Genomic DNA, 21835 nt, shown 5'->3' on the forward strand with positions numbered 1-21835 from the left:
AGATCAGCACGATTGTGGCAGACTTCACGCGACGCCCGGGTGGGTGCCGCGACCTTTGGTTTTGCCTGGAACGGGCTGGTCACTGGCTGCGTGCCGATGCGGGGTAAACCAAGAAGTTATTGATCCGTTAGAATCTGATGTCACTTATTCGGTCCGTCGTAGACGCAATTTCTCGGCCAGCCGCAGTTCTCGGCCAGCACTGTCTGTCGAGCCAGCATGCGATTGTGGAGGTTGGCGCTGATGGCGCGTGGCTGGGGCCAGTTTGGAAAGTGAGTGGGAGATGCGTGACGCCGCTAGGTCCGGCAGAAAGCGCTGGGCGCTCAGCAACTGGGACCTGCGCTGGAAGGTTACGGCGGTGCTCGCCGTGCCGCTGGCGGTCGCGGTCGGACTCGGCGTGTCCAAGATTTCATCCGAGTGGAGCGAGGCCAACCGGCTGGCTTCGGCCGCCGACAACGTAGAGGTCATCCCGGTCGTCACCGGTCTGAGCGCCGCGACCTCGACGGTCGCCGGTTCCCAGGTGATCAACATCGGAGGCCGATCGCTGGTCACCGAGGAGAACCTGGTCGACCTCGACAAGGCCATCACCGATACCGAGCAGGTCATCGGCGAACTCGCCGACCTGCCGAGTGCGCAGCAGCCGCTGCAAGAGATGCTCGATCAGGCCAAGCAGGTGCGCGCCCAGGGGCTGGCCCCGACCTCACTGACGCCGCTCGAGGCGCGTGATCAGATCGACCGATACCGCAGCAACGGTGTCGAGGCCGTCGAACAGATCGTGGCGCAGGTCAGCGATCCGCAGATCGACGCGGCGAAGTTGCGCCTGGTCGACGCGCTGAACATGCGCTCAACCATGCTCGGTGAGGTCGTCGGTCTCGCCGTGTATCTGCAAGACCGTGAGGAGGGGACGCAGACCTATCTGGTCGCCACCAACACCGAACGGGCGCTGCTCGGTCTGCTCGCCGAACGATTCCCTGCCGACGACCGCAATATCAACGATCTGCGTCGCGGCATCGAGGCCCGTGAGGGCATGCTCACCGGGCCGCAGGCCCAGTCCGGGCAGCTGCCGCTCGGTGAGGCCCGCCAGTCGATCCTGTCCAGCCTCGACACCACCGAAGCACTGGTGGCCTTCTCCACCGACGACATCGTCGGCGGTGTGCGCGACCTCGCCGACGCCGCGCGCGCCGACGCCATCATGTACAGCATCGTGGTGCTGCTGACCATCCTCGCCGCGCTGCTGCTCGCGGTGTTCGTCGCGCGGTCGATGATCGTGCCGCTGCACCGGCTGCGCCTGGCCGCGCTGCGCGTCGCCGAGAGCGATCTGCCGCATGAGGTGGCCCAGCTGCGTAACGGCGCCTCGCCCGAACAGGTGCCGCTGGAGCCCATGCCGATCCGCTCCGAGGAGGAGATCGGTCAGCTGGCCCGCGCCGTCGACGACATCCACGGTCAGGCGTTGCGCCTGGCCAGTGATCAGGCGCAGATGCGTACCCAGGTCAACGACATGTTCGAGACCCTGGCTCGCCGCTCCAAGTCGCTGGTCGACCATCAGCTCACGCTGATCGAGGCGATGGAGTACGACGAGAAGGACCCGCGTCTGCTGGAGAACCTCTTCCGGCTGGACCATCTCGCCGCCCGTATGCGCCGAAACGGCGACAACCTGCTGATTCTGGCCGGTACCAAACAACGTCGCACCAAATCCGCGCAGGTCGAGATCGCCGACGTGCTGCGTGCCGCGATCTCCGAGGTCGAGGACTACGAGCGGGTCAAGCTCGGCGCCACCCCGCGCGGTTCGCTGAAAGAGCCGTCGGCCTCCGACCTCGCGCATCTGTTCGCCGAGCTGCTCGACAACGCGCTGCGCGCCTCGCCGCCGGAAACGGATGTGAAGTTCACCTTCGCCCAGGCGCACGACCAGGGCCTGCTGATCGAGGTCGCCGACCGCGGTATCGGTATGCCGCCGACCGAGATGGCCGAGATCAACCGCAGGCTGGAGACAACCGCCGAACCCGGCCCGGACACCGCCCGCCACATGGGTCTGTTCGTGGTCGGCCGGTTGGCCGAGCGGCACGGACTCACCGTGCGGCTGCGCCCGACGTTCGATACCGCGCGTGATCCGGGCGTCACCGTCACCGTGCATGTGCCCGTCGGCTTGATCGTGGCCGACAAGAGCGGTTCCGGTCCGCTGGTTCCGCAGCCGTCCCCGGCTCCGGCCGGTGAACCGCAGCGTCCGTCGGCGCCCTCGTCGATGCAGATGCGCTCGGTCAGCCGCACTCCGGGCGGCAACATGATGGTCACCGTCGATCCCGGCGTGAGCGGCCCGATCGCGGCCGGTGCCGACGAGCGCGCGGCCGCGGCGAACGCGGCGGGTGCGCCCGCCACTCCGGGTGGTGGGTTGCCGCAGCGGCAGCCCGGTTCGGCGATGGCGTCGGGTCTGCGTGGTGAGGCCGAGCAGTCGGGTGCGACGCTGCGGCCCGCACCAGGTCAGCAGGGCAATGGCCCGCAGCGCGGCAAGCTCGCCGCAGCCAGTCTGCCCAAGCGCAATGTCGTCCCCGGCGGTCCGGTACCGCCGCGTCCCGGTGGTCCGCAGGCCGAACGGCCCGCCGCCACCCCGCCGCCGCGCGATCCGAACAGTGGTCTGCCACAGCGTCAGCCGGGTTCCAACGGTGTGCCGCAGCCGACCGGTGGTCTGCCCCAGCGTGAGCCCGGTGGCGCGCCCCAGCGTGACGCGAACGGCAGCCTGCCGCAGCGTGGTGCGGGCGGTCTGCCGCAGCGCCAGCCGGGTCAGGCCGGACCGGGCGGATTGCCGCAGCGTGAACCGGGCCAGAGTGGTCTCGGCCCGCGTGAGGCCGGTCCGAGTGGCCTGCCCCAGCGTGAGCCGTCCGCCGGTGGTCTGCCGCAGCGTGACGCGGGCCCCAGCGGGTTGCCGCAGCGTGAAGCTGGTCCGAGCGGCTTGCCGCAGCGTGAGCCCAGCGCGGGTGGTCTGCCGCAGCGTGACGCGGGCCCCAGCGGGTTGCCGCAGCGTGAGCCCACCGCCGGTGGATTGCCGCAGCGTGAGCCGTCTGCCGGTGGTCTGCCGCAGCGGGAACCCGGCCAGACTGGTCCGGCGCGCGAAGCGGGTCCGGGTGGTCTTCCGCAGCGGGAGCCCGGACAATCCGGTCTGCCGCAGCGTCAGCCCGCGACGGCGCAGTCCGGTGAGATCCAGGCCGTCTCCGGTCTGGCCAATGGCAACGCGCAGCCGGGGCTGCCGCCGCGCCGCCCGGATGTCACCCAGCGTCACACGGAGCTACCCCAGCGTCAGATGGATCTACCCCAGCGTTCGACCGAACTACCCCAGCGTCAGACCGATCTGCCCCAGCGCCCGTCCGGTCCCGGTGGCCTGCCGCAGCGTCAGCCGGGCAACGGCCTGCCGCAGCGGGTCGAGAACGCGCCTGGTGTCGCACTGCCGCAGCGGGACAGCGCCGCCAACGGTGACCGGGTGGAGTCGACCGGTCCCGGTGACGCGGGTCGCGATCGCGGCAGGCACAGCTACCGCTCCAACCCGGAGCGGACGGCCTCGTTCTTCCAGACCCGGTTGCAGCCTGCCGAGGAGAGCAGCGATCCGGTGATGGGCGGAACGCCGATCTTCGCCGAGATGATGTCGGCCTGGCTGTCGGATCCGAACGCGGACCGATCCCAAGCCGCCGCCTCCTTCGAATCACCCGGTGATGAAGGCTGGCAGGCCGCTCAACGGGCCAGCGAAGCCAAGCCCACAACCACAACGGCAGCCGGTCTGCCACAGCGTAATCCGGGCGGACGACTCGTGCCCGGCGCCGTCAGCGGCGCCGTGGATCGGGCACCGAGTCGCGATCCCGAAACGATCCGGTCCAGCTTGAGTCGTCACCAGCAGGGCGTCCGGGATGGCCGCGCAATGAAGGCAATGAACCTAACCGGAGACAAAGGAGACCGATGAACCCCGATCTAGGTGGTAGTGGTACGAACCGTCAGCTGGATTGGCTGGTTTCGAACTTCGCCAACGAGGTTCCTGGCGTAGCCCATGCCGTGCTGGTCTCGGCCGACGGTCTGCTGATGGCCGCGAGCGCACAGCTCCCGGTCGATCGTGCCGAACAGCTATCGGCCGTCACCGCCGGGCTCGCCAGCCTCTCGGTGGGTGTGTCGAACCTGTTCGAAGGCGGCACCGTCTTGCAGTCGGTGGTCGAGATGGAACACGGCTACCTACTGCTCATGGCTGTCGGCGACGGTTCGTATCTGGCGGTCCTGACCAACACCTCGTGTGATATCGGTCAGGTCGGCTACGAGATGGCGTTGTTGGTCGAGCGTGTTGGCCAGACAGTTCAGGCCACTCCACGCGTCACGATGGGTTCCTGATGGTGGGATGGACATAGAAGATCATCGTGTGGGGAGCAGCGAGCCGAGTCTCGTCCGCCCGTATTCGCTGACCGCGGGTCGTACGCGGCCCGCGGTCGAGCTCGCGCTCGAGGCCCTCGTCGCATCGCATCCGGTCGCCCTGGAGCGGCAGTTCGAACTGACCAACATCGAAACGTCAATCGTGGAGTTGTGCAGAGAATCGCCGTCTGTGGCGGAAGTTGCGGCTCGATTGGGTATACCCATCGGGGTGGCGCGTGTGCTCGTGGCAGATCTCATCGAAGCGGGGCACGTTCGCGTTTCCGCCACATTGAAAGACGACTCCAGCGACGATGAACGTCGCGAGCTGATCGAAAGGGTTCTCAGTGGACTCCGGCGTATTTGATTCGACGGCGCAGGTCGATACCCGTACCGCCAAGCCGACTTCGGCCAAGATCGTGGTCGCGGGTGGTTTCGGTGTGGGTAAAACGACATTGGTCGGCGCCGTCTCGGAGATCGTTCCGCTGCGCACCGAAGCGTTGGTCACCAACGCGAGTGCCGGAATCGATAACCTGACCGGCATTCCGATGAAGTCCACCACCACGGTGGCCATGGACTTCGGCCGGATCAGTCTCGCGGACGACCTGGTGCTGTACCTGTTCGGTACGCCGGGCCAGTACCGGTTCTGGTTCATGTGGGACGACCTGATCCGCGGCGCCATCGGCGCCGTGGTGCTGGTCGACACCCGCAGGCTAGAGGACAGCTTCGCGGCCGTCGACTATTTCGAAGCGCGCAACCTACCCTTCCTGGTGGCGCTCAACGAGTTCGACGATGCGCCGCGCTACCCGATCGAGGACATCCGGCAGGCGCTCGCCGTCTCCGGTGATGTGCCGATCATGTCCATCGACGCCCGTCGTCGTGAGCCCGCCAAACAGGCATTGGTCGCGCTCACCGAATACGCCCTGCGCAAGGTGATGCAGGGCTATTGATCGGCTCCGGCGGGCAGGAGCGCAGCGGTTCGGCGGTCGGCGCCGGCGTGGGATCGGGGAGGATCCGCGCCGCCGATCTACTCGAGGCGTTGCTCGATCCCGGTTCGTTCCGTAGCTGGGACCGGCCACCGCTGCCGGTGCGCATGTCCGGGCAATACCGGGACGAGCTGCGCGCCGCCGCCGCGCGGACGGGCAGCGATGAATCCGTCCGCACCGGTGCAGGCCTGCTGCGTGGCCGCCGGGTGGCCGTGATCGCCTGCGAGTTCGATTTTCTCGCGGGCTCCATCGGTGTGGCGGCGGCCGAGCGGATCGTCACCGCCGTGGAGCGGGCGACCGAACTCGGCCTGCCGCTGATCGCCTCACCGACCTCCGGCGGCACCCGGATGCAGGAGGGCACCGTCGCCTTCGTGCAGATGGTCAAGATCGCCGGTGCGGTCGCCGCACACAAATCGGCAGGCCATCCGTATCTGGTCTACCTGCGCGATCCCACCATGGGCGGAGTGTTCGCATCCTGGGGTTCGCTCGGCCATATGACCTTCGCCCAACCCGGCGCGATGATCGGCTTCCTCGGCCCGCGGGTGTATCAGGCGCTCTACCACCGCCCCTTCCCGCCCGGTGTGCAGACCGCGGAGAACCTGTATCGGCACGGCGTCATCGACGGTGTGATCGGGCTCCAGGTGTTCCGCCGCATCGCGCATCGGGCACTGAGCGTGCTCAGCGGGGTTCCCGACGTGGATGCGGTCGGCGGCAAGACGCGAACGTTCGGCAGTGTCGAGCGGGGTTCGCGGGATACCGGACAGGTTTCGACAGGCGTCGCTGCCGAATCGGCCTCCGTGCACGTCGACCGTGTTTCCCGGACCGATCACGGCACCGAGCGGATTGCCGGTGGCCGGGACTCGCCCGGCGACGATCCGGCGTGGGAATCGGTGCTCGCATCACGCCGCCCGGACCGTCCCGGCCTGCGCGAGCTGTTACGGCATGTGACGCAACGGGTTCCGCTCAGCGGTACCGGTCAGGGCGAGACCGATCGGACCGTGGTCCTGGCATTGGCGCGCTTGCGCGGCTACCCGTGTGTGGTGTTCGGCCACGACCGTTCGGGTCCGGTGGGAGAGAACACCATGGGCCCGGCCGCCTTGCGGGAGGCGCGGCGCAGTATGCAGCTCGCCCAGGAACTGCGGTTGCCGCTGGTGCTGGTGATCGACACGGTTGGCGCGGCCTTGTCGAAGGAGGCGGAGGAGCGTGGGCTCGCACCCGAAATCGCCCGCTGCATAGCGGATCTCGTCACCCTGGACACCCCGACCGTCTCGGTGCTGCTCGGCCAGGGCACCGGCGGCGGAGCGCTCGCCCTGCTCCCGGCCGACCGCGTACTGGCCGCGACCCACGGCTGGCTCGCACCGTTGCCGCCGGAGGGGGCGAGTGAGATCGTCTACCGCGATACCGACCACGCGCCGGAACTCGCTCGCGCACAAGGCATCGGCTCCACCGATCTGCTCGCGGCCGGGATCGTCGACCGCATCGTCACCGAAAATCCCGACGCCGCAGACGAACCCATCGACTTCGCCCGCCGCATGGTCGCCGCCATCGCCGGTGAACTGGCTGCCTTGCACGCCACACCCATGGCCGATCTGCGCGCCGCTCGACACCTCCGCTACCGCCGTCTCGGAGTGCCCGACGGCACCGAGTGATCCGAGGTCTCGATTCGCGGATCCGGCCGCGGAACCGCGCTCGACCGGTGTCGGCACGCCGGATGGGCCGGTGAGACCGACCCCGCTGTGCACCCCTCGGCTCCCGGACCCACACAACGACACGTACCGGCTGCTCGTTGACCATGCGGCCCGGCGCTTCTACCTTCGGAATGGTGACCTTCAGAAGCGAGACCTGCGCCATTCCCTCGATCGTGCTGAACGACGGGAACGTGATCCCGCAGCTCGGGTTCGGGGTGTTCCAAGTTCCGGACGACGATGTCTTTCCCGTGGTCACGGCCGCTTTACAGGCCGGATACCGCAGTATCGACACCGCGGCCATCTATGGCAACGAGGAGGGGACCGGCCGGGCGATCCGCCAGTTCGGCCTCCCACGTGACGAGGTCTACGTCACGACCAAACTGTGGAACTCCGAACAGGGCTACGACTCCACGCTGCGCGCCTTCGATGCGAGCCTGGAGCGGCTCGGCCTGGATTATCTCGACCTGTACCTGATCCACTGGCCCGCGCCGTCCGCGGATCGCTTCGTCGACACCTACAAGGCGTTCCAGGCGCTCAAGGCCGATGGGCGGGTGCGCTCGATCGGAGTGTCGAACTTCCGGGTCCAGGATCTGGAGCGGCTGATCGGGGAGACCGGCGAGATCCCCGCGGTCAACCAGATCGAACTCCATCCCCGACTGGCCCAGCGTGAGCTGCGCGAATACCACGCCGAACATGCGATCGCCACCGAGGCGTGGAGCCCGCTCGGCCAGGGCACGCTACTCGACAATCCGGTGATCACCGAGGTCGCCGCCGCGGTGGGCCGCACGCCAGCCCAGGTGATCATTCGCTGGCATCTCCAGCTCGGCAATATCGTCATCCCGAAGTCGGTCACGCCGTCGCGGATCGAGTCGAATTTCGACGTCTTCGGATTCGAACTGTCCGGCGAGCAGATGGCCGCGATCACCGAACTCGACGACGGCGGCCGCGTCGGCCCCGACCCCTCGACGTTCGCCGCCGGTCTGGACTGACGCCCGGCCGTCGTCAGCGGTTGCCCACACCCAGGTATGCGGTGAGTTCGGCCGCCGCGGCCCGTCCGGCCCGGTTGGCGCCGATGGTGCTGGCCGATGGCCCGTACCCGATGAGGTGGATGCGCGGATCGACGGCGACCTGCGTCGCCAGACGGCCGGTCATGGTGATGCCGCCGCCGGGCCCGCGTAACCGCAGCGGCGCGAGGTGGTCGAGCGCGCTGCGGAATCCGGTCGCCCACAGGATCACCTGCGCGGGCTGGAAGGTGCCATCGGCCCAGCGCACGCCCTCGGGTTCGATGTGATCGAACATCGGCAGGCGGTGCAGGGCGCCGCGGTCTCGGGCGGCGCGGAGCCGGTCGTCGAGCGGCAGACCCGTCACCGAGACCACCGAACCGGGCGGCAGTCCGCGCCGGACCCGGTCCTCGACGATCGCGACCGCCTGCCTGCCCTCGTCCTCGCGGAACGGTGTCTCACGAAACCGCGGCTCGGTCCGCGTCACCCAGGTGGTCGTGGTGACCTGGGAGATCTCGTCGAGTAGCTGCACGGCCGAGATACCGCCGCCCACGATCACCACATGCTCGCCCGCGAACTCGGCGGCGGAGTGATAGTCACGGGTGTGCAGTTGACGCCCGGCGAAGGTCTCCGCGCCCCGGTAACGCGGAATGAACGGATGCTCCCAGGTGCCGGTGCCGTTGATCAGACCGCGGACCCGGATCGTGCCCGCCGAATCGGTCTCGACATGCAGTAGTCCGTCGCGCGCGGGTCGGGGGCCGCTCGAATCCGTCGGCTCTGCGTGGTCGGGCCCGCTGCCGTCGGTCTGCCCGTTATGACCATCGCAGACGACCTTGACCTTCACCTGCCGCTGTACCCGCAGGTCGAAGTGCTTTTCGTAGAGTTCGTAATAGTGCGGGACCGCTGTCGCCGCGGGCGCCGATTCCGAACCGGGTGGCAGCGTCTCCGCGAACGACATTCCCGGCAGATCGTGCACTCGGTTCACCGTGGTGAGCGTGAGCGAGGGCCAGCGGAACTGCCACGCGCCACCGGGACCGGGCGCGTGATCGACGATCAGGAAATCCCGTTCGGGCACCAGACCGCGCCTGCGCAGGTGATAGCCCGCGGACAACCCGGCCTGGCCCGCACCGATCACCAGAATCGGATAGCTCATATGGGACGAGCCGGAATCTATCGAGATGGAATCGGGCATCGGATCGGACAGCACAGTCTCCGATGCTATGCGCATCCCGGCATCCGGTTCGGACACGCGAGAGCGGACCCCGGCGCCGACGACTGTGACCGCGCACATTCGCGCCGTCGCCGGTCTGTGTCAGCTCCTGTGGCAGCATGAACTCAACAGTCGGATTTCGTTCAGCTGGGGAGGAAGCATGCTCGGTGTCAGCCGTGATGGTGATGTCGTCACCATCGAGCTACAGCGCGAGGACCGTCGCAATGCCCTGAACATCGAGCTGGTCACGCAGCTGCGTGATGCGGTGCTCGATGCCGCCGAGCAGGCCCGCGTCATCGTGCTCACCGGCCGAGGGCCGATCTTCAGCGCGGGCGCCGATCTCGGCGGGGTGTACTCCGAGGATTTCCTCGACCGCCTGCTGGAGATGCTGCACACCATCGAGTCGGCGCCGATCCCGGTGATCTCGGCGATCAACGGCGCCGCGCTCGGTGCGGGCGTGCAGCTGGCCCTGGCGTCGGACCTGCGGGTACTCGCCCCCGACTCCTATATCGCGATTCCCGCCGCCAAGCTCGGCATCACCGTCGACCGGTGGACCGCGCGGCGGCTGGTCTCGCTGATCGGCGGTGGCCCCGCCCGCACCATGCTGCTGGGCGCGGAGCCGATCTCGGCCGAGGACGCCTACGGTTTCGGTTTCGCCAACCGGCTCGGCACCCTCGCCGATGCGCAGGCCTGGGCCAAGTCGATCGCCGAACTCGCGCCGCTGTCGCTGCGTCATCTCAAACTGGTGCTCAACGATGACGGCACCCGCGACCCGGACAATGCCCAGCAGCGTGAAGCCCTGGAAGCGGCCTGGACCAGCGCCGATGCCCAAGAGGGCCGCCTGGCCAGACAAGAGAAGCGCGCGGCGAAATTCATGGGGCGATGATGCGGATGCGACGGATCGTCACCGGAGCCGCCGGTGCGCTCGGCATCACCTGGGTGGCGCGGGCACTGTGGGGTCTGCCCTCGGCGATGGGCGCGTCGATCTCGGCGATCCAGCCGTACGCGACCGGCGCCACCAGCTACCGCAACCGGCAGTTCCACAACACCGAACCCAGCAGCCAGATCGCGCCGGGCGCGGCACCCTCGCTGCTGCATTCGTTCCTGACCAAACGCCATGCCGGGCGCCCGGCCAGGCCGGTGCCGTTGGTGACACCGCGGCTGCCCGCGGAGGCGTCCGATCTCGCCGTCACCTGGTTCGGGCATGCGACCGCGTTGATCGAGGTCGACGGCTACCGCGTACTCACCGACCCGGTGTGGAGCGAGCGGGTCTCACCCTCACCACTGGTCGGCCCCGCGCGGATGCATCCGGTGCCCGCGCCGCTGTCGGAGTTGCCGCCGGTGGACGCGGTGATCATCTCCCATGATCATTACGACCACCTCGACGCCGCCACCGTGCGTGCGTTGGTGGCGGCACAGAGCGCGCCGTTCGTGGTGCCCGTCGGTATCGGCGCGCATCTGCGGCACTGGGGTGTGCCCGATCATCGGATCGTCGAATTGGACTGGGGCGGTTCGATTTCCCTGTCCGCTCTCGGTCGGGACCGCGACGGCACGGATCTGACGATCACCTGCGTGGAGGCCAGGCATTTCTCTGGTCGCGGCCTCATCCGCAACACCACGCTGTGGGCGTCGTGGTCGCTGGCGGGCCCCACCCGGCGCGCCTACTTCGGCGGCGACACCGGATACACCAAGGCCTTCGCCGATGCGGGCACGACGCTCGGCCCGTTCGATCTGACGCTGCTGCCGATCGGCGCCTACGACGAGCGCTGGACCGATGTGCACATGAACCCGGAAGAGGCGGTGCGCGCGCACGCCGATCTGTGCGTCGGTGATCCCGGCCACGGTCTGCTGGTGCCGATCCACTGGGCGACGTTCAATCTGGCCTTCCACGGGTGGTCGGAGCCGGTACAGCGGATGGTGGCGGCGGCGCGCGCGGCGGGCACCACGGTGGCGGTTCCGCGGCCGGGTGAGCGTCTGGATCCCGATGACCTGCCGTCCGGGCAGTTGTGGTGGAAAGATATCGGGTGAACACCTCATCGAAGGCACAGGGAAGGACGTAAGGCATATGAGTCTGATCGACACCTTGAAGGGCCTGGTCGGCAAGGGCCAGGAGGCCGCTGCCAAGAATTCGGACAAGATCAACCAAGCCATCGACAAGGGTGGCGACTTCATCGATCAGAAGACGAAGGGCAAGTACTCCGACAAGATCGAGAAGGGCAAGGAGGCGGCCAAGAAGGCCGTACCGCCGGAGCAGCCGGGCCAGCAGGGTCAGCAGCCGGGCGGACAGCCGGGCCCGCAGGCCTGACCTGCCCTCGCAGCCGAGACCGCCCACAGGGCAGTGACCGTCCGCAGGCCACGCGCGGCGGGAACCGGATGAACGCCGGTTCCCGTCGCCGGGTCGCGGACCACGGGTTGCGCCGCAGCTTCCGCGGCGCGGCGGGGCAGCCCGATATCGAGCTGGAACTGAGCAACCTCGACAAGGTGCTCTACCCGGAGACCGGGACCACCAAAGGCGAGGTCATCGCCTATTACGCCGCGATAGCCCCCGCCATGCTTCCGCATATGGCCGGGCGGCCGGTCACCCGGAAACGGTGGCCCAACGGCGTCGCCGAGTCCTCGTTCTTCGAGAAGAATCTGGCCGCCCACGCTCCCGGCTGGCTGGTGCGGCGGTTGATCCGCCATTCCGACCGCACCGTGAGCTATCCGTTGATCGATTCCGAGGCCGGTCTGGCCTGGCTCGGCCAGCAGGCCTCACTGGAAGTCCATGTGCCGCAATGGCGTTTCGACGGCGACGAGATGGGCCCGGCCACCAGATTGGTCTTCGACCTCGACCCCGGACCCGGTGCCGGACTGGCCGAATGCGCGACGGTGGCGCTCGCGGTGCGCGATATGGTCGCCGATATCGGACTGCGCGCGTTCCCGGTCACCAGCGGTAGCAAGGGTATTCACCTGTATGTGCCGCTCGATCGCGCGCTCAGCCCCGGTGGTGCGTCCACGGTGGCCAAACAGGTCGCCACCAATCTGGAGAAAATGCATCCGGAACTGGTCACGGCGACCATGGCGAAGAAGGTACGCACAGACAAGGTCTTCCTGGACTGGAGCCAGAACAACCCGGCCAAGACCACCATCGCGCCGTACTCCATGCGCGGACGCGCCCAACCCAATGTGGCCGCGCCGCGCACCTGGGCCGAGATCGAGGATCGGGATTCGCTGCGGCAGTTGAGATTCGATGAGGTGCTGGCCCGGTACCGGGCCGATGGCGATCTGCTGGCCGAACTCGATCCGCCACTGGAACAGCAGGGTTCGGCGCGTCCGGATGCACTGAGCACCTATCGGTCCATGCGTGACCCATCGCGGACACCCGAGCCCGTTCCCGCGCAGCCGCCGAGCCCAGGGCCGGGAAATCGGTATGTCATCCAGGAACATCATGCGCGCCGGTTGCATTGGGATGTGCGGCTCGAACGTGATGGCGTGCTGGTGTCCTGGGCAGTGCCGAAGGGCCCGCCGACGAACACCAAGGACAACCGCCTCGCCGTGCACACCGAGGACCACCCGATGGAGTACCTGGATTTCCACGGCACCATCCCCAAAGGCGAATACGGCGGCGGGGAGATGACGATCTGGGATACGGGCACCTACGAGGCCGAGAAGTGGCGCGAGGACGAAGTGATCGTCGTGCTGCGCGGTGAGCGGTTGCACGGCCGGTATGCGCTCATCCGCACCGGCGGCAAGAACTGGTTGATGCATCTGATGCGGGAACAGCCGGGGGAAGGTGACGGGAAGGCGGGGACTCGGCGTTCGGAGGACGGACCGGCCGCAGGTCCGTCCACCGCCGGGTCGAAGGCGACTGCGGACCGAACTGCGCGGGCAGCAGGCATCGCCGAGAGATCGACCGCCGACCTACCCCGCGGCCTATCACCCATGCTCGCCACCTCCGGTGAGGTGACCGGTCTGGATCCCAACGAGTGGGTCTTCGAGACGAAATGGGACGGCTACCGGCTGATTGTCGAATTCGACCACGGCACGGCCACATTGCGTAGCCGCGCGGGCAATATCGTCACCGACCGCTACCCGAAGATCGCCGCGCTCGCCGCAGAACTTTCCGAGCATCGGGTGGTACTCGACGGTGAGGCGGTCGTGTTCGACGCGGACGGCATCGCCAATCTCGCCCTGCTACAGGCCGATACCCGCCGCGCCGATCTGGTCGCCTTCGATCTGCTCTACCTCGACGGCACCTCGCTGCTACGCAAACGCTACAGCGATCGGCGGCAGGTGCTCGAGGCGCTGGCCGCCGCCGTGCCCGCCCTGTCGGTGCCACCGCAACTGCCGGGCACCGGTGCCGACGCGCTGGAGGCCAGCCGTGCCGAGGGCACCGAGGGCGTGGTGGCCAAGCGAAGGGATTCGGTCTATCTGCCGGGCAAACGCGGCCATTCCTGGGTGAAACAACGCAATTGGCGCACCCAGGAAGTACTCGTCGGCGGCTGGCGGGGCAGCGCGGCCCGGCAGTTCTCCTCACTGCTGGTCGGCATCCCCGACAACGGCACACTGATCTACGTGGGCCGGGTCGGTACCGGCTTCAGCGAGGAGGAGATGCGCACGCTGTCGGCGAGACTGCATCGACACCGTCGCAAGACCAGCCCCTTCGTCAACGAGATGTCGCGCGAGGAGACCAAGGACGCCACCTGGGTGACCCCGGAACTCACCGGCACCGTGCGTTTCATGAATTGGACCGACAGCGGGCGACTCTGGCATCCGGCCTGGTTGGGGCGCACGAACTGAGAGTGCACGGCAGGAGGCGAGGCGACGGCCGCGCCAGGGTTGTCCGATCACGTCGAATCGACAGGGCAACAACTGAGCAACCCGGCCTCGAATGTGATCAAATCGCTTCTGCCGTACCCGAGCGGGCGCCGTGAGCGCGGGTATGGTGATCGCGATTCGAACGCGGCTCGACACCGAGGGAGTGCACGTGGATTTCAAGAACCTGGCCGGTAAGGCGATGGACCTGGCGGCGAAGAACGCCGACAAGGTCGACACCGTCATCGACAAGGCCGGAGACATCGTCGACCAGAAGACCGGCGGCAAATTCGCCGACAAGGTCGACACCGCGCAGGAAGCCGCGAAGAACGCGGTGCGCAAACAGGGCTGAAGCAGCCCGGCGTACCGCCGGAATCCGGTGCGCCGAGGGCGAGGCACTGGCTCTGCCCGCCTGCTTCTCGGCCCGCATCGCAGTTGCTGAGATCGTGCTCAGATTGCACGAGCCGGGCGCTGGGGCGGCGGATTCCGGGTCCTGTGAACGGAACTGGGCCGATCGCGTTGCAGCGATCGGCCCAGTGGTTTATCCGGAGGGCCTGATCAGTTCCTGCCGGTTTCGTCCATCCACTTGGTGGAGCCCGGTGGGGCATTGAGCGTATTGATGAGGTCGATGCCCGCGATGATCAGTGCGGGCCCGCCCACAACCAGGGTGCCGATGATGCTTCCGACACCCGCGGCCAGCGGAACGGTTGCGAAACCGAAGGCTCCACCGAGGAATCCGATGAGTCCGACCGCCGCGCCGATCGCCAGTCCGACGAATCCGCCGACGGCCGTGGCGATCCCGAACTGAGCCAGGAACGCATCCTGTGCCCGCTGGTTCTCCTCCAGCGACGCCACCGGCGTCACCGGAACCGGACGAGCCCGCGTGTAGTCCTTGACCGCCGTCAACTCGAGCGTTCGTCCCTCGTCACGCACCATGTTCGGCATCGGGAATTCCAGCCCGTCCTGCCGGAACGCCAACGGCATACTGATCGCCGTATTGCCCGCGGAGTCCTTGATATTCACCGTATTACCGGCGACTTCGAACGTGCCCCCGGTCAGTGTGGTGATGATGCGGTCGCCGACCAGCTTCGCCTCGTACCCGATATCGGGTACGGGTGCCGCGGCCGGCTGCGCCTGAGTGGTGCCTGCGCCGACCACCATGGCAGCGGCCACCGGCACCACCAACGCGGCGATTTTGCGGAAAATCATTCTGTTGTTCCCATCTTCATCAGGTTCCCTACCGAACGCTCCGCGCGTTGTGGTGCTTCCCCGCCCCGCGCACGGACCTTTGATCAAGTGGACAGCTCTCCTGGACGCCACGTTACAACCGGAGGCTGGTTTGATATGACGGATTTGCGGGTAAACCGAAAGGTTTGGGTCAGTACCAAACCTGCCGCCCGTTATAGCGCAAAGCTATTGGGAACCTGATGAAGCGGTACGGCTACGAGTCCTTGCTCAGCGCGTCGGCGATCGCCTGGTCTTGCCCCTCCAGCGAGGTGGCAGTGTTGGTCGCACCCGAACCCATGGCCGACAAAGTGGTGCTGAGAATCTCCACCGCTTTGAGCGCTTTCTCCGCGCCGGGGGTGTAGTTTCCGGCGAAGCTCTCGCCGATCTCGTCGGCGCCCCAGCATTCGCCCTCGGCCTCGAGCGCGGATTTCAGCGTGCTCAGGGCATCGCCCACCTGGGTGGACAGGCTCTGGAACCCGGGCTCTGTCGCCTTGATCGCTTCCGGATCGGCCTTCAACGTGCTCATCAGCGGCCCTCGAGGTAGCTGCGGTTGCGGTAGTAGTCGTCCTCGTCCTCATCGTCGAGCGGGGCCTGCGCCGCCGCCTGCGGTGCGGCGTCCTGCGCGGCGGGCGGTTCCGGGATCAGCTTGTCGACCAGATCGCGGATGCTCGGGGCGCCGGGTACCAGATCGGGCAGATCGGGCAGTTCGTCGGCGGCGGCTTCGATCGGCGCGAATGCCTGCTGCGATACCTGCACGCCCTCGCGGGCGGCGGCCTGCACGGCCTCGGTGATCGAGCGGCCGAGCCGCTCCGGGTTGGTGCGTTTGAAGGCGTCGGGTTCGATGTGCACCTCGAGCGGGATACCGGCGGCATTGCTCGTCACCCGGACGAGATTGTCCGACGACCACGCGGTGACCTGCGCATTGGCGATCCGCTGCTGTGCGGCGGCCAGTTCGTGACGCTGGCGTTCGAAGGTCTCGAGCATGTCGCCGACCTGCGTGCGCAATGCGTCGTTGCGGGAGCGCATGGCTTCCCGGTCGTCATTCATCGCCTACCCCTGTTCCGAGACTCGGTCCGTATACCCATTTCGACGCGGCGGGCCTGCGTTCGGTTCCATCGATTTCGCGGGTGCCGTGTTCCGGGCCGATCCGACCACCAGTGTGTCACAGCAGCAGCAAGTCGATCATGACCGAACCGACGCATACCGCCACCACGAGGAAGAGCGCGACCGCATCGCCGCGTCCCGGCGCGGCGGGGTTGGCGGTGAGCTGTCCGGTGCCGCCGCGTGCGGTGATCGCCTCACCCAATTCGCCTGCGCGCCGGGTGGATACCGCCATCGCGGCGGTCAGGATGTCGATGAGCCCGTTATCGGCGGCCCGGTGCAGCAGATCGTCCTTGGGGCGCAGCCGCCGTGCCGCGTGCAGCACCCGGATCTCATCGATCAGCAGCGGCAGGCCGCGCAGGGTCAACGCGACGACCACCGCCCATTCGTCCACCGGAACCCGCAGCGTGCGCAGCGGTGCGCCGAGCTTGGCGAGTGCCGGTGCGATCTCACTCATCGGGGTGGTCCAGGCGATGAGGAACGACGCGGCCACCAGGATCAGGCTGAACACCAGGACCTGGGCGAATCGCAGTACCGCGGCACCGCCGACCGGCAGATTGATCAGCGCGCCGACCGCGGCCAGCCCCCAGAACCACCACGGCAGCCGTGGCAGGGTGCCCAGCGGCAGTCGGGCGAGGAGGCCGACGAGTACCAGGAACGCGGTGACGATGCCGAGTACCGGCCAGGTCGGCCAGAACATCAGCAGCACGCTGATCAGGAAGACCCCGATCATCTTGGTTCCGGCCCACAGCCGATGGATCGGGCTGGCCACCGGGACCTGTCGCAGCAGCACGATGCTCATGGTCGACCTCCCTGCTCGATCCGCCACGCGGAGCCGGGTAACGATGGTGTGCCAGGGTGCGCGGTTTCCGTCGGATCCGGCGCCGCCTCGGAGGCCGCACCGGCATGCGCCGATTCGGCGATCCGGCCCGCGCGCAGATGCACCGTCCGGTCGCAGATGGCGGCCACATCGTCGACATCGTGCGAGATGACGATGAGCGTCAGGCCCGAATCGCGTAGCCGGGCGAGTAGATCGACGATATCGGCGCGGCCCTCCGGGTCGAGCCCGGCCAGCGGTTCGTCCAGCACCACCACCTGCGGTCGGCTCGCCACGATCGCGGCCAGTACGACCCGTTTGGCCTGTCCGCCGCTGAGTTCCTCGATCGAACGGGCCGCGAGTGAGCGGTCGAGTCCCACCGCGTCCAATGCCCGCCCGACCGCACCGGACCCGGTGGCCCGGCCGCCCCAGTCGGCGATCTCGGCCCCGACGGTCTGGCGCTGCAATTGCAGCCGGGAATGCTGGAAGGCCAGCTCGACCCGGCCGATCTGGGAGGTCACCGGCTTCCCGGACAGCTCGCACCGTCCCGCGCTCGGCTTGATCAGCCCGGCCATGATCCAGGCCAGGGTGGATTTACCCGAGCCGTTGCCACCGACGACCAGCAGCGCCTCACCCCGCCGGACCGACAGGTCCACACCGTGCAGTGCCGGAGCCTGCCACGGGGTGCCCCGGTGGTAGGTGTGGCGGATATCGCGCAGCTGCATGATCGGCTCGCCCATCGGGTGCCGGCGCGGATCGTGGCCCGGTTTCGGCCAGGCGGGCAGCCGATCCACCGCGCGGCCTCCGGCCAGATGCACCACCCGGTCGGCGGCGGCCGCATCGGCTTCGTGGTGGGTCACGAGGACCACCGCCATCCGGTGCCGTTTCGGTAGTGCGGCCAACAAGGCGACCAGTTCGCGGCGGCCGTCGGGGTCGATCATCGAGGTGGCCTCGTCGGCGATGAGCAGGGCGGGTCGCCGGGCCAGCGCCGCCGCGACGGCGAGGCGCTGCTGCTGGCCACCGGACAACGCGGCGGTTTCGCGGTCGCCCATCCCTTCGAGGCCGACCTCGCCGAGCAGCCCGTCCACATCGACCTGTTCGGCCAGGACGGCGGGCAGGCCCCAGACCACGTCATCGGCGACGAGCACGCCGAGGGTCTGGCTTTCCGGCCGTTGCAGCACCAGCGCGGTGCCGCCGAGATGGCCGAGTCCGGCCGAGCCGGGCCGGTCGACGCTGCCCGTGGAGGGCGGCAGTCCGGCGAGCAGGCGGGTCAGGGTGGATTTCCCGGACCCGTTGTGGCCGACGACCGCGACGAACTCCCCGACCTCGACCGTGAGATCGATCCCGGTCAGTGCCTCGGTGTCCGCGCCTGGATACCGGTATCCCGCCGCGCGCATGGTCACCGGAAGCGGTGCAACGGGGCGGTCGTCGACAGGGGCGTCGAGCCGGTCGCTGCCCGGCAACCACTCCAGCCGATCCAGGACCGAACCCAGAACGAACCAGGAGATGACGGCGGTGAGCATCGTGCCGAACAGCACGCCGCCGCCGACGTAGATCCACCAGTAGCGCAGCACCACATCGGTCAGCTCGGCGACGCCGTCGCCCAGCGGCGCCAGCTGTGGCGCCCGCCCGGCGAGGTCCTTCACACCTTCGGAGGTATTGCGGATAGTGTCGAACAGCAGATTGCGCGAGGCGGAGAACACCAGCAGGAATCCGATGGAGAACGCTGCCCACGCCAGACCGGCGATCAGCGAGAGACCGAAGACGGCAATGATGCCGCCACCCCTGCGTTTGACCCCACCGATGATGCCGCCGATGGTGGCCGAGGCGGCCATGCCCATGGCTGGGAGCAACCCGGCCGCGACGAAGGTGACCAGGGCTGCTGCGATAGCGGTGGTGGCCACGGCGCGGAAGCGGTAGCGATGGGCGAGCAGGCCCATCGGCACCGCGGCGACCAGCTGCAAGGCGGTCGCGAGTGGTACCACCGAACCGATCGTCACCAGCCCGACGGTGACACCGCCGAGGACCGCGCCGGTGGCCAGCTCGATCGGCCGTAGCGGGCCGCGCGCGGCGCGTTCGGCCGATTCGGTGGACACATCACTCACGGCACAAGTCTGCCAGCCCGAGACGAGGATGTTGCATCCATGCGCATGTACGCATATGTTGTCAGGTGTGGGACACGATCATTCGCATGGGATAGCGCCGGAGAGCGCGTCCGGGAAGTATCTGAGCCGGTTGGGGTTGGCGCTGGCCATCGGCCTCGGATTCATGGTGGTGGAGTTCGTCGTCGCGTTCGCGACCGGATCGCTGGCGCTGCTGTCGGATGCCGCGCATATGCTCACCGATGTCGTGGGGATCGGGATGGCGCTCTCGGCCATCCTGCTGGCCCGTCGCAGCCGGCCGACCTATACCCGCACCTTCGGCTACTACCGCGCCGAGGTGATCGCGGCGCTGGCCAATGCGGTGCTGTTGTTCCTGGTGGCGGGCTATGTGCTCTACGAGGCGCTGGCGCGCATCGGTGAACCGCCGGAGGTGCCGGGCTGGCCGGTGCTCATCGTCGGTGCGGTCGGTCTGCTGGCCAATATCGCTTCCTTCCTGCTGCTGCGCAGCGGCGCCAAGGAGAGCCTGAACGTGCGCGGCGCCTACCTCGAGGTGTTCGCCGACATGATCGGCTCGTTCGGTGTGCTGCTGTCGGCGGCCATCACCCTCACCACCGGCTGGCGCTACGCGGACATGATCATCGGTGTGGCCATCGGCCTGTGGGTGCTGCCGCGGACCTATGTGCTGGCCAAGCGTTCGCTGCGGATCCTGTTCCAGCACAGCCCGGAAGAGTTGGACGTCGAGCAGGTCGCCACCGAACTGGGTGCCGTCGACGGGGTGGCCGATGTGCACGATCTGCACGTGTGGACCCTCACCTCCGGTATGGAGGTCGCCTCCGCGCACATCACCACGGCCGAAGGCGCCAGCGCCGAGGACGTGCTGCGCACGGCTCAGCATCTGCTGGCCGAGCGTTTCCACATCAGCCACGCCACGCTCCAGGTGGAAACACCCGATTCCGCTCGACGTTGCGCGGAGTTGTCCTGGTAATCGACACTTTCGGCCATACTGGCTGCCATGGTGGACAGTCCGGTGCGCGATTGGGATTTTCCGCGCGGTGTGGCCAGCGTCGCCCTGCTCACCGGTTATGCCGGTGAGCAGGGTGTCGCGGTGGAACGGATGCTCGACGGCACCGCGCTCACCGAGCGGCTACTGCGTGATCCCGACGCTCAGATCGACGCGCGCACCGAACTCACGGTGGTCCGCAATCTGGTCCGCGCGCTGCCGGACCGGCCCGCGCTGGGGGTCGAGGTCGGGCAGCGCTACCGGATCACCACCTTCGGTATCTTCGGCTTCGCCTGTATCAGCAGTCCGACGCTGGGGGAGGCCATCGCGTTCGCGCTGCGCTATCTGGATCTGAGCTTCACCTTCTGCCTACCGGTGACCGAACTGCTCGACACCGAGTTCGTGGCACGGATCCACGCCGAATCGGTGCCCGCCGACGTGCGTCAGTTCCTCATCGAACGCGACGTCACCGCGATGCATCAGGTGATGAGCGATCTGCTCGGCCACCATATGCCGTTGACCAGAGCCGAGTTCGCCTTTCCCGAACCGGATTACGCCGACCGGATCGCCGAGGTGACGGTGGTCCGGCCGCGCTTCGACCGCCCGCACAACCTGTTCGCGCTCGATCCGCACACCCTCGACCAACCGCTGCCACAGGCCAATGAGCACACTCTCGCCATCTGCCTGGCCCAATGCCGTGACCTGGTACACCGCCGCCGCGCCCGCACCGGCATCGCCGCCGAGGTCAGGTCGCGCCTGGTCCCACACGGCGGCACCGACGGCCTCGCCGCCCCACCCGGAATCGATTCGGTGGCACGAGATCTCAATATGAGCACCCGAACCCTGCGCCGCCACCTCGACGCCGCGGGCACCAGCTACCGCGCCCTCCTCGACGAAATGCGCCGCGCCCTCGCCGAGGAAATGCTCAGCACCACACCACTATCGGTGAGCGACGTGGCGATCCGATTGGGATACGCGGAGGCGTCGACGTTCATTTACGCGTTCAAACGCTGGACAGGGACCACCCCCGCCGCTTACCGGAGATCACGCACCCGCGTCCTGAACTAGCGAGGTCTGTCCTCGAATTCCGGTCCGCAGGCCGCATTCGCCAGTTCCGCCGCCAGGTTGTCCATCATCGTGCGGTGGGCGCGGGCGCCTTCACGGCGGACTGTCGCCACCAGCAACCGTGGTGCGGTGATGGTGACCTGTTCGTGGACGAGGGTTCCGTCGTCGACCGGGGTGAAGGAGGTGACGTTGTGCAGGTGGATGCGGGGGAATTGGTAGGCGTCGGAGACGATGTCGCCTTCCGGGGTGCGGGTGGTCTCGACCAGATAGCTGAAGGCGATGGTCATCGGGCCCATGCGCATCCGGTCGCGTATCCGGTACCTGGCGATACCGGGCATGCGCTCGGCAAGCGGGTCCACCCGAACGATCAGCGGATGGATCCGGGGGGATTCACGCAGATCGGCCAGGAAGTCGCGGACCGTATCGGGTTCCGCCGGTACGACGACCGACACTTCGAAACCTGTGCGGCGCAT

Annotated in this window: 20 protein-coding genes; 13 read left to right on the top strand and 7 right to left on the bottom strand. The window is 67.9% G+C overall.

The window, feature by feature from the left end; genetic code table 11:
- Nucleotides 1–280 precede the first annotated feature (280 nt).
- From QH168_RS13110 to QH168_RS13135, 6 genes are all read left to right on the top strand, one after another.
- Entirely contained in the window at nt 281–3940 is a 3660-nt protein-coding gene (locus tag QH168_RS13110; RefSeq protein ID WP_280234869.1) for a sensor histidine kinase, read from the top strand.
- A complete protein-coding gene (locus tag QH168_RS13115) occupies nt 3937–4356 on the top strand; it encodes a roadblock/LC7 domain-containing protein (RefSeq protein WP_036533017.1) in 420 nt (139 codons plus the stop codon). The genes QH168_RS13110 and QH168_RS13115 overlap by 4 nt, the downstream gene beginning before the upstream one ends.
- A gap of 7 nt (nt 4357–4363) precedes the next feature.
- Entirely contained in the window at nt 4364–4738 is a 375-nt protein-coding gene (locus tag QH168_RS13120) for a DUF742 domain-containing protein (RefSeq protein WP_280234870.1), read from the top strand.
- The gene (locus tag QH168_RS13125) at nt 4719–5321 is read left to right on the top strand and encodes a GTP-binding protein (RefSeq protein ID WP_171048002.1); all 603 of its coding nucleotides are present in this window, start codon (nt 4719–4721) and stop codon (nt 5319–5321) included. Before QH168_RS13120 ends, QH168_RS13125 begins: the two co-directional genes overlap by 20 nt.
- A gap of 47 nt (nt 5322–5368) precedes the next feature.
- Nucleotides 5369–7006: a carboxyl transferase domain-containing protein gene (locus tag QH168_RS13130; protein ID WP_280234956.1), complete on the top strand. Its 1638-nt coding sequence runs from the start codon at nt 5369–5371 to the stop codon at nt 7004–7006.
- Between the two features lie 170 nt (nt 7007–7176).
- On the top strand, nt 7177–8034 hold the full coding sequence (locus QH168_RS13135) for an aldo/keto reductase (RefSeq protein ID WP_280234871.1): 858 nt from the start codon (nt 7177–7179) through the stop codon (nt 8032–8034).
- A 13-nt stretch (nt 8035–8047) separates the two neighbouring features.
- Here QH168_RS13135 and QH168_RS13140 read toward each other — a convergent pair whose 3' ends face one another.
- A complete protein-coding gene (locus QH168_RS13140) occupies nt 8048–9199 on the bottom strand; it encodes an NAD(P)-binding domain-containing protein (RefSeq protein ID WP_280234957.1) in 1152 nt (383 codons plus the stop codon).
- A 217-nt stretch (nt 9200–9416) separates the two neighbouring features.
- Between QH168_RS13140 and QH168_RS13145 the strand changes: the two genes are divergently transcribed.
- The 5 genes from QH168_RS13145 to QH168_RS13165 all read left to right on the top strand — a co-directional run bounded on the left by QH168_RS13145 (nt 9417) and on the right by QH168_RS13165 (nt 14402).
- Nucleotides 9417–10142, top strand: a complete 726-nt coding sequence (locus QH168_RS13145; protein ID WP_280234872.1) for an enoyl-CoA hydratase — start codon at nt 9417–9419, stop codon at nt 10140–10142.
- Nucleotides 10142–11284 (top strand): MBL fold metallo-hydrolase, encoded by a 1143-nt coding sequence (locus QH168_RS13150; protein WP_280234873.1) that lies wholly within the window; start codon nt 10142–10144, stop codon nt 11282–11284. Before QH168_RS13145 ends, QH168_RS13150 begins: the two co-directional genes overlap by 1 nt.
- Nucleotides 11285–11321: 37 nt before the next feature.
- Nucleotides 11322–11561: an antitoxin gene (locus tag QH168_RS13155; RefSeq protein WP_280234874.1), complete on the top strand. Its 240-nt coding sequence runs from the start codon at nt 11322–11324 to the stop codon at nt 11559–11561.
- 68 nt (nt 11562–11629) lie between these two features.
- Nucleotides 11630–14035 carry an ATP-dependent DNA ligase gene (locus QH168_RS13160; RefSeq protein ID WP_280234875.1) on the top strand — a complete coding sequence of 802 codons (2406 nt, stop codon included), beginning with the start codon at nt 11630–11632 and terminating at the stop codon, nt 14033–14035.
- Between the two features lie 187 nt (nt 14036–14222).
- Nucleotides 14223–14402: an antitoxin gene (locus QH168_RS13165; RefSeq protein ID WP_280234876.1), complete on the top strand. Its 180-nt coding sequence runs from the start codon at nt 14223–14225 to the stop codon at nt 14400–14402.
- Nucleotides 14403–14608: 206 nt separating this feature from the next.
- Here the strand turns inward: QH168_RS13165 and QH168_RS13170 are convergent, their stop codons facing one another.
- From QH168_RS13170 to QH168_RS13190, 5 genes are all read right to left on the bottom strand, one after another.
- A complete protein-coding gene (locus QH168_RS13170; protein ID WP_280234877.1) occupies nt 14609–15259 on the bottom strand; it encodes an ammonium transporter in 651 nt (216 codons plus the stop codon).
- Nucleotides 15260–15491: 232 nt separating this feature from the next.
- Nucleotides 15492–15803, bottom strand: coding sequence for a WXG100 family type VII secretion target (locus QH168_RS13175; RefSeq protein ID WP_280234878.1), 312 nt, complete (start codon nt 15801–15803; stop codon nt 15492–15494).
- A complete protein-coding gene (locus tag QH168_RS13180; RefSeq protein WP_280234879.1) occupies nt 15803–16324 on the bottom strand; it encodes a YbaB/EbfC family nucleoid-associated protein in 522 nt (173 codons plus the stop codon). Before QH168_RS13180 ends, QH168_RS13175 begins: the two co-directional genes overlap by 1 nt.
- Nucleotides 16325–16439: 115 nt before the next feature.
- Entirely contained in the window at nt 16440–17180 is a 741-nt protein-coding gene (locus QH168_RS13185; protein WP_280234880.1) for an energy-coupling factor transporter transmembrane component T family protein, read from the bottom strand.
- Nucleotides 17177–19300, bottom strand: coding sequence for an ATP-binding cassette domain-containing protein (locus QH168_RS13190; RefSeq protein WP_432421086.1), 2124 nt, complete (start codon nt 19298–19300; stop codon nt 17177–17179). The genes QH168_RS13185 and QH168_RS13190 overlap by 4 nt, the downstream gene beginning before the upstream one ends.
- A gap of 67 nt (nt 19301–19367) precedes the next feature.
- Here QH168_RS13190 and QH168_RS13195 point away from each other — a divergent pair, with 67 nt between their 5' ends.
- Nucleotides 19368–20282, top strand: a complete 915-nt coding sequence (locus tag QH168_RS13195; RefSeq protein WP_280234881.1) for a cation diffusion facilitator family transporter — start codon at nt 19368–19370, stop codon at nt 20280–20282.
- A 27-nt stretch (nt 20283–20309) separates the two neighbouring features.
- Nucleotides 20310–21365, top strand: coding sequence for an AraC family transcriptional regulator (locus QH168_RS13200; protein WP_280234882.1), 1056 nt, complete (start codon nt 20310–20312; stop codon nt 21363–21365).
- Here the strand turns inward: QH168_RS13200 and QH168_RS13205 are convergent.
- Complete coding sequence (locus QH168_RS13205; RefSeq protein ID WP_280234883.1) at nt 21362–21835, bottom strand: SRPBCC family protein; 474 nt, start codon at nt 21833–21835, stop codon at nt 21362–21364. The two genes, QH168_RS13200 and QH168_RS13205, sit on opposite strands and share 4 nt — an antisense overlap.

The organism is Nocardia cyriacigeorgica (genome assembly GCF_029868385.1).
Classification (GTDB): domain Bacteria; phylum Actinomycetota; class Actinomycetes; order Mycobacteriales; family Mycobacteriaceae; genus Nocardia; species Nocardia cyriacigeorgica_F.

Bases quoted from the DNA above. Each gene is read 5' to 3' on its own strand.
- QH168_RS13135 (WP_280234871.1), top strand. From the start codon at position 7,177: ATGGTGACCTTCAGAAGCGAGACCTGCGCCATTCCCTCGATCGTGCTG.
- QH168_RS13200 (WP_280234882.1), top strand. From the start codon at position 20,310: ATGGTGGACAGTCCGGTGCGCGATTGGGATTTTCCGCGCGGTGTGGCC.
- QH168_RS13120 (WP_280234870.1), top strand. From the start codon at position 4,364: ATGGACATAGAAGATCATCGTGTGGGGAGCAGCGAGCCGAGTCTCGTC.
- QH168_RS13160 (WP_280234875.1), top strand. From the start codon at position 11,630: ATGAACGCCGGTTCCCGTCGCCGGGTCGCGGACCACGGGTTGCGCCGC.
- QH168_RS13110 (WP_280234869.1), top strand. From the start codon at position 281: ATGCGTGACGCCGCTAGGTCCGGCAGAAAGCGCTGGGCGCTCAGCAAC.
- QH168_RS13205 (WP_280234883.1), bottom strand. From the start codon at position 21,835: ATGCGCCGCACAGGTTTCGAAGTGTCGGTCGTCGTACCGGCGGAACCC.
- QH168_RS13145 (WP_280234872.1), top strand. From the start codon at position 9,417: ATGCTCGGTGTCAGCCGTGATGGTGATGTCGTCACCATCGAGCTACAG.
- QH168_RS13185 (WP_280234880.1), bottom strand. From the start codon at position 17,180: ATGAGCATCGTGCTGCTGCGACAGGTCCCGGTGGCCAGCCCGATCCAT.
- QH168_RS13140 (WP_280234957.1), bottom strand. From the start codon at position 9,199: ATGAGCTATCCGATTCTGGTGATCGGTGCGGGCCAGGCCGGGTTGTCC.
- QH168_RS13180 (WP_280234879.1), bottom strand. From the start codon at position 16,324: ATGAATGACGACCGGGAAGCCATGCGCTCCCGCAACGACGCATTGCGC.
- QH168_RS13170 (WP_280234877.1), bottom strand. From the start codon at position 15,259: ATGATTTTCCGCAAAATCGCCGCGTTGGTGGTGCCGGTGGCCGCTGCC.
- QH168_RS13150 (WP_280234873.1), top strand. From the start codon at position 10,142: ATGCGGATGCGACGGATCGTCACCGGAGCCGCCGGTGCGCTCGGCATC.
- QH168_RS13175 (WP_280234878.1), bottom strand. From the start codon at position 15,803: ATGAGCACGTTGAAGGCCGATCCGGAAGCGATCAAGGCGACAGAGCCC.
- QH168_RS13155 (WP_280234874.1), top strand. From the start codon at position 11,322: ATGAGTCTGATCGACACCTTGAAGGGCCTGGTCGGCAAGGGCCAGGAG.
- QH168_RS13115 (WP_036533017.1), top strand. From the start codon at position 3,937: ATGAACCCCGATCTAGGTGGTAGTGGTACGAACCGTCAGCTGGATTGG.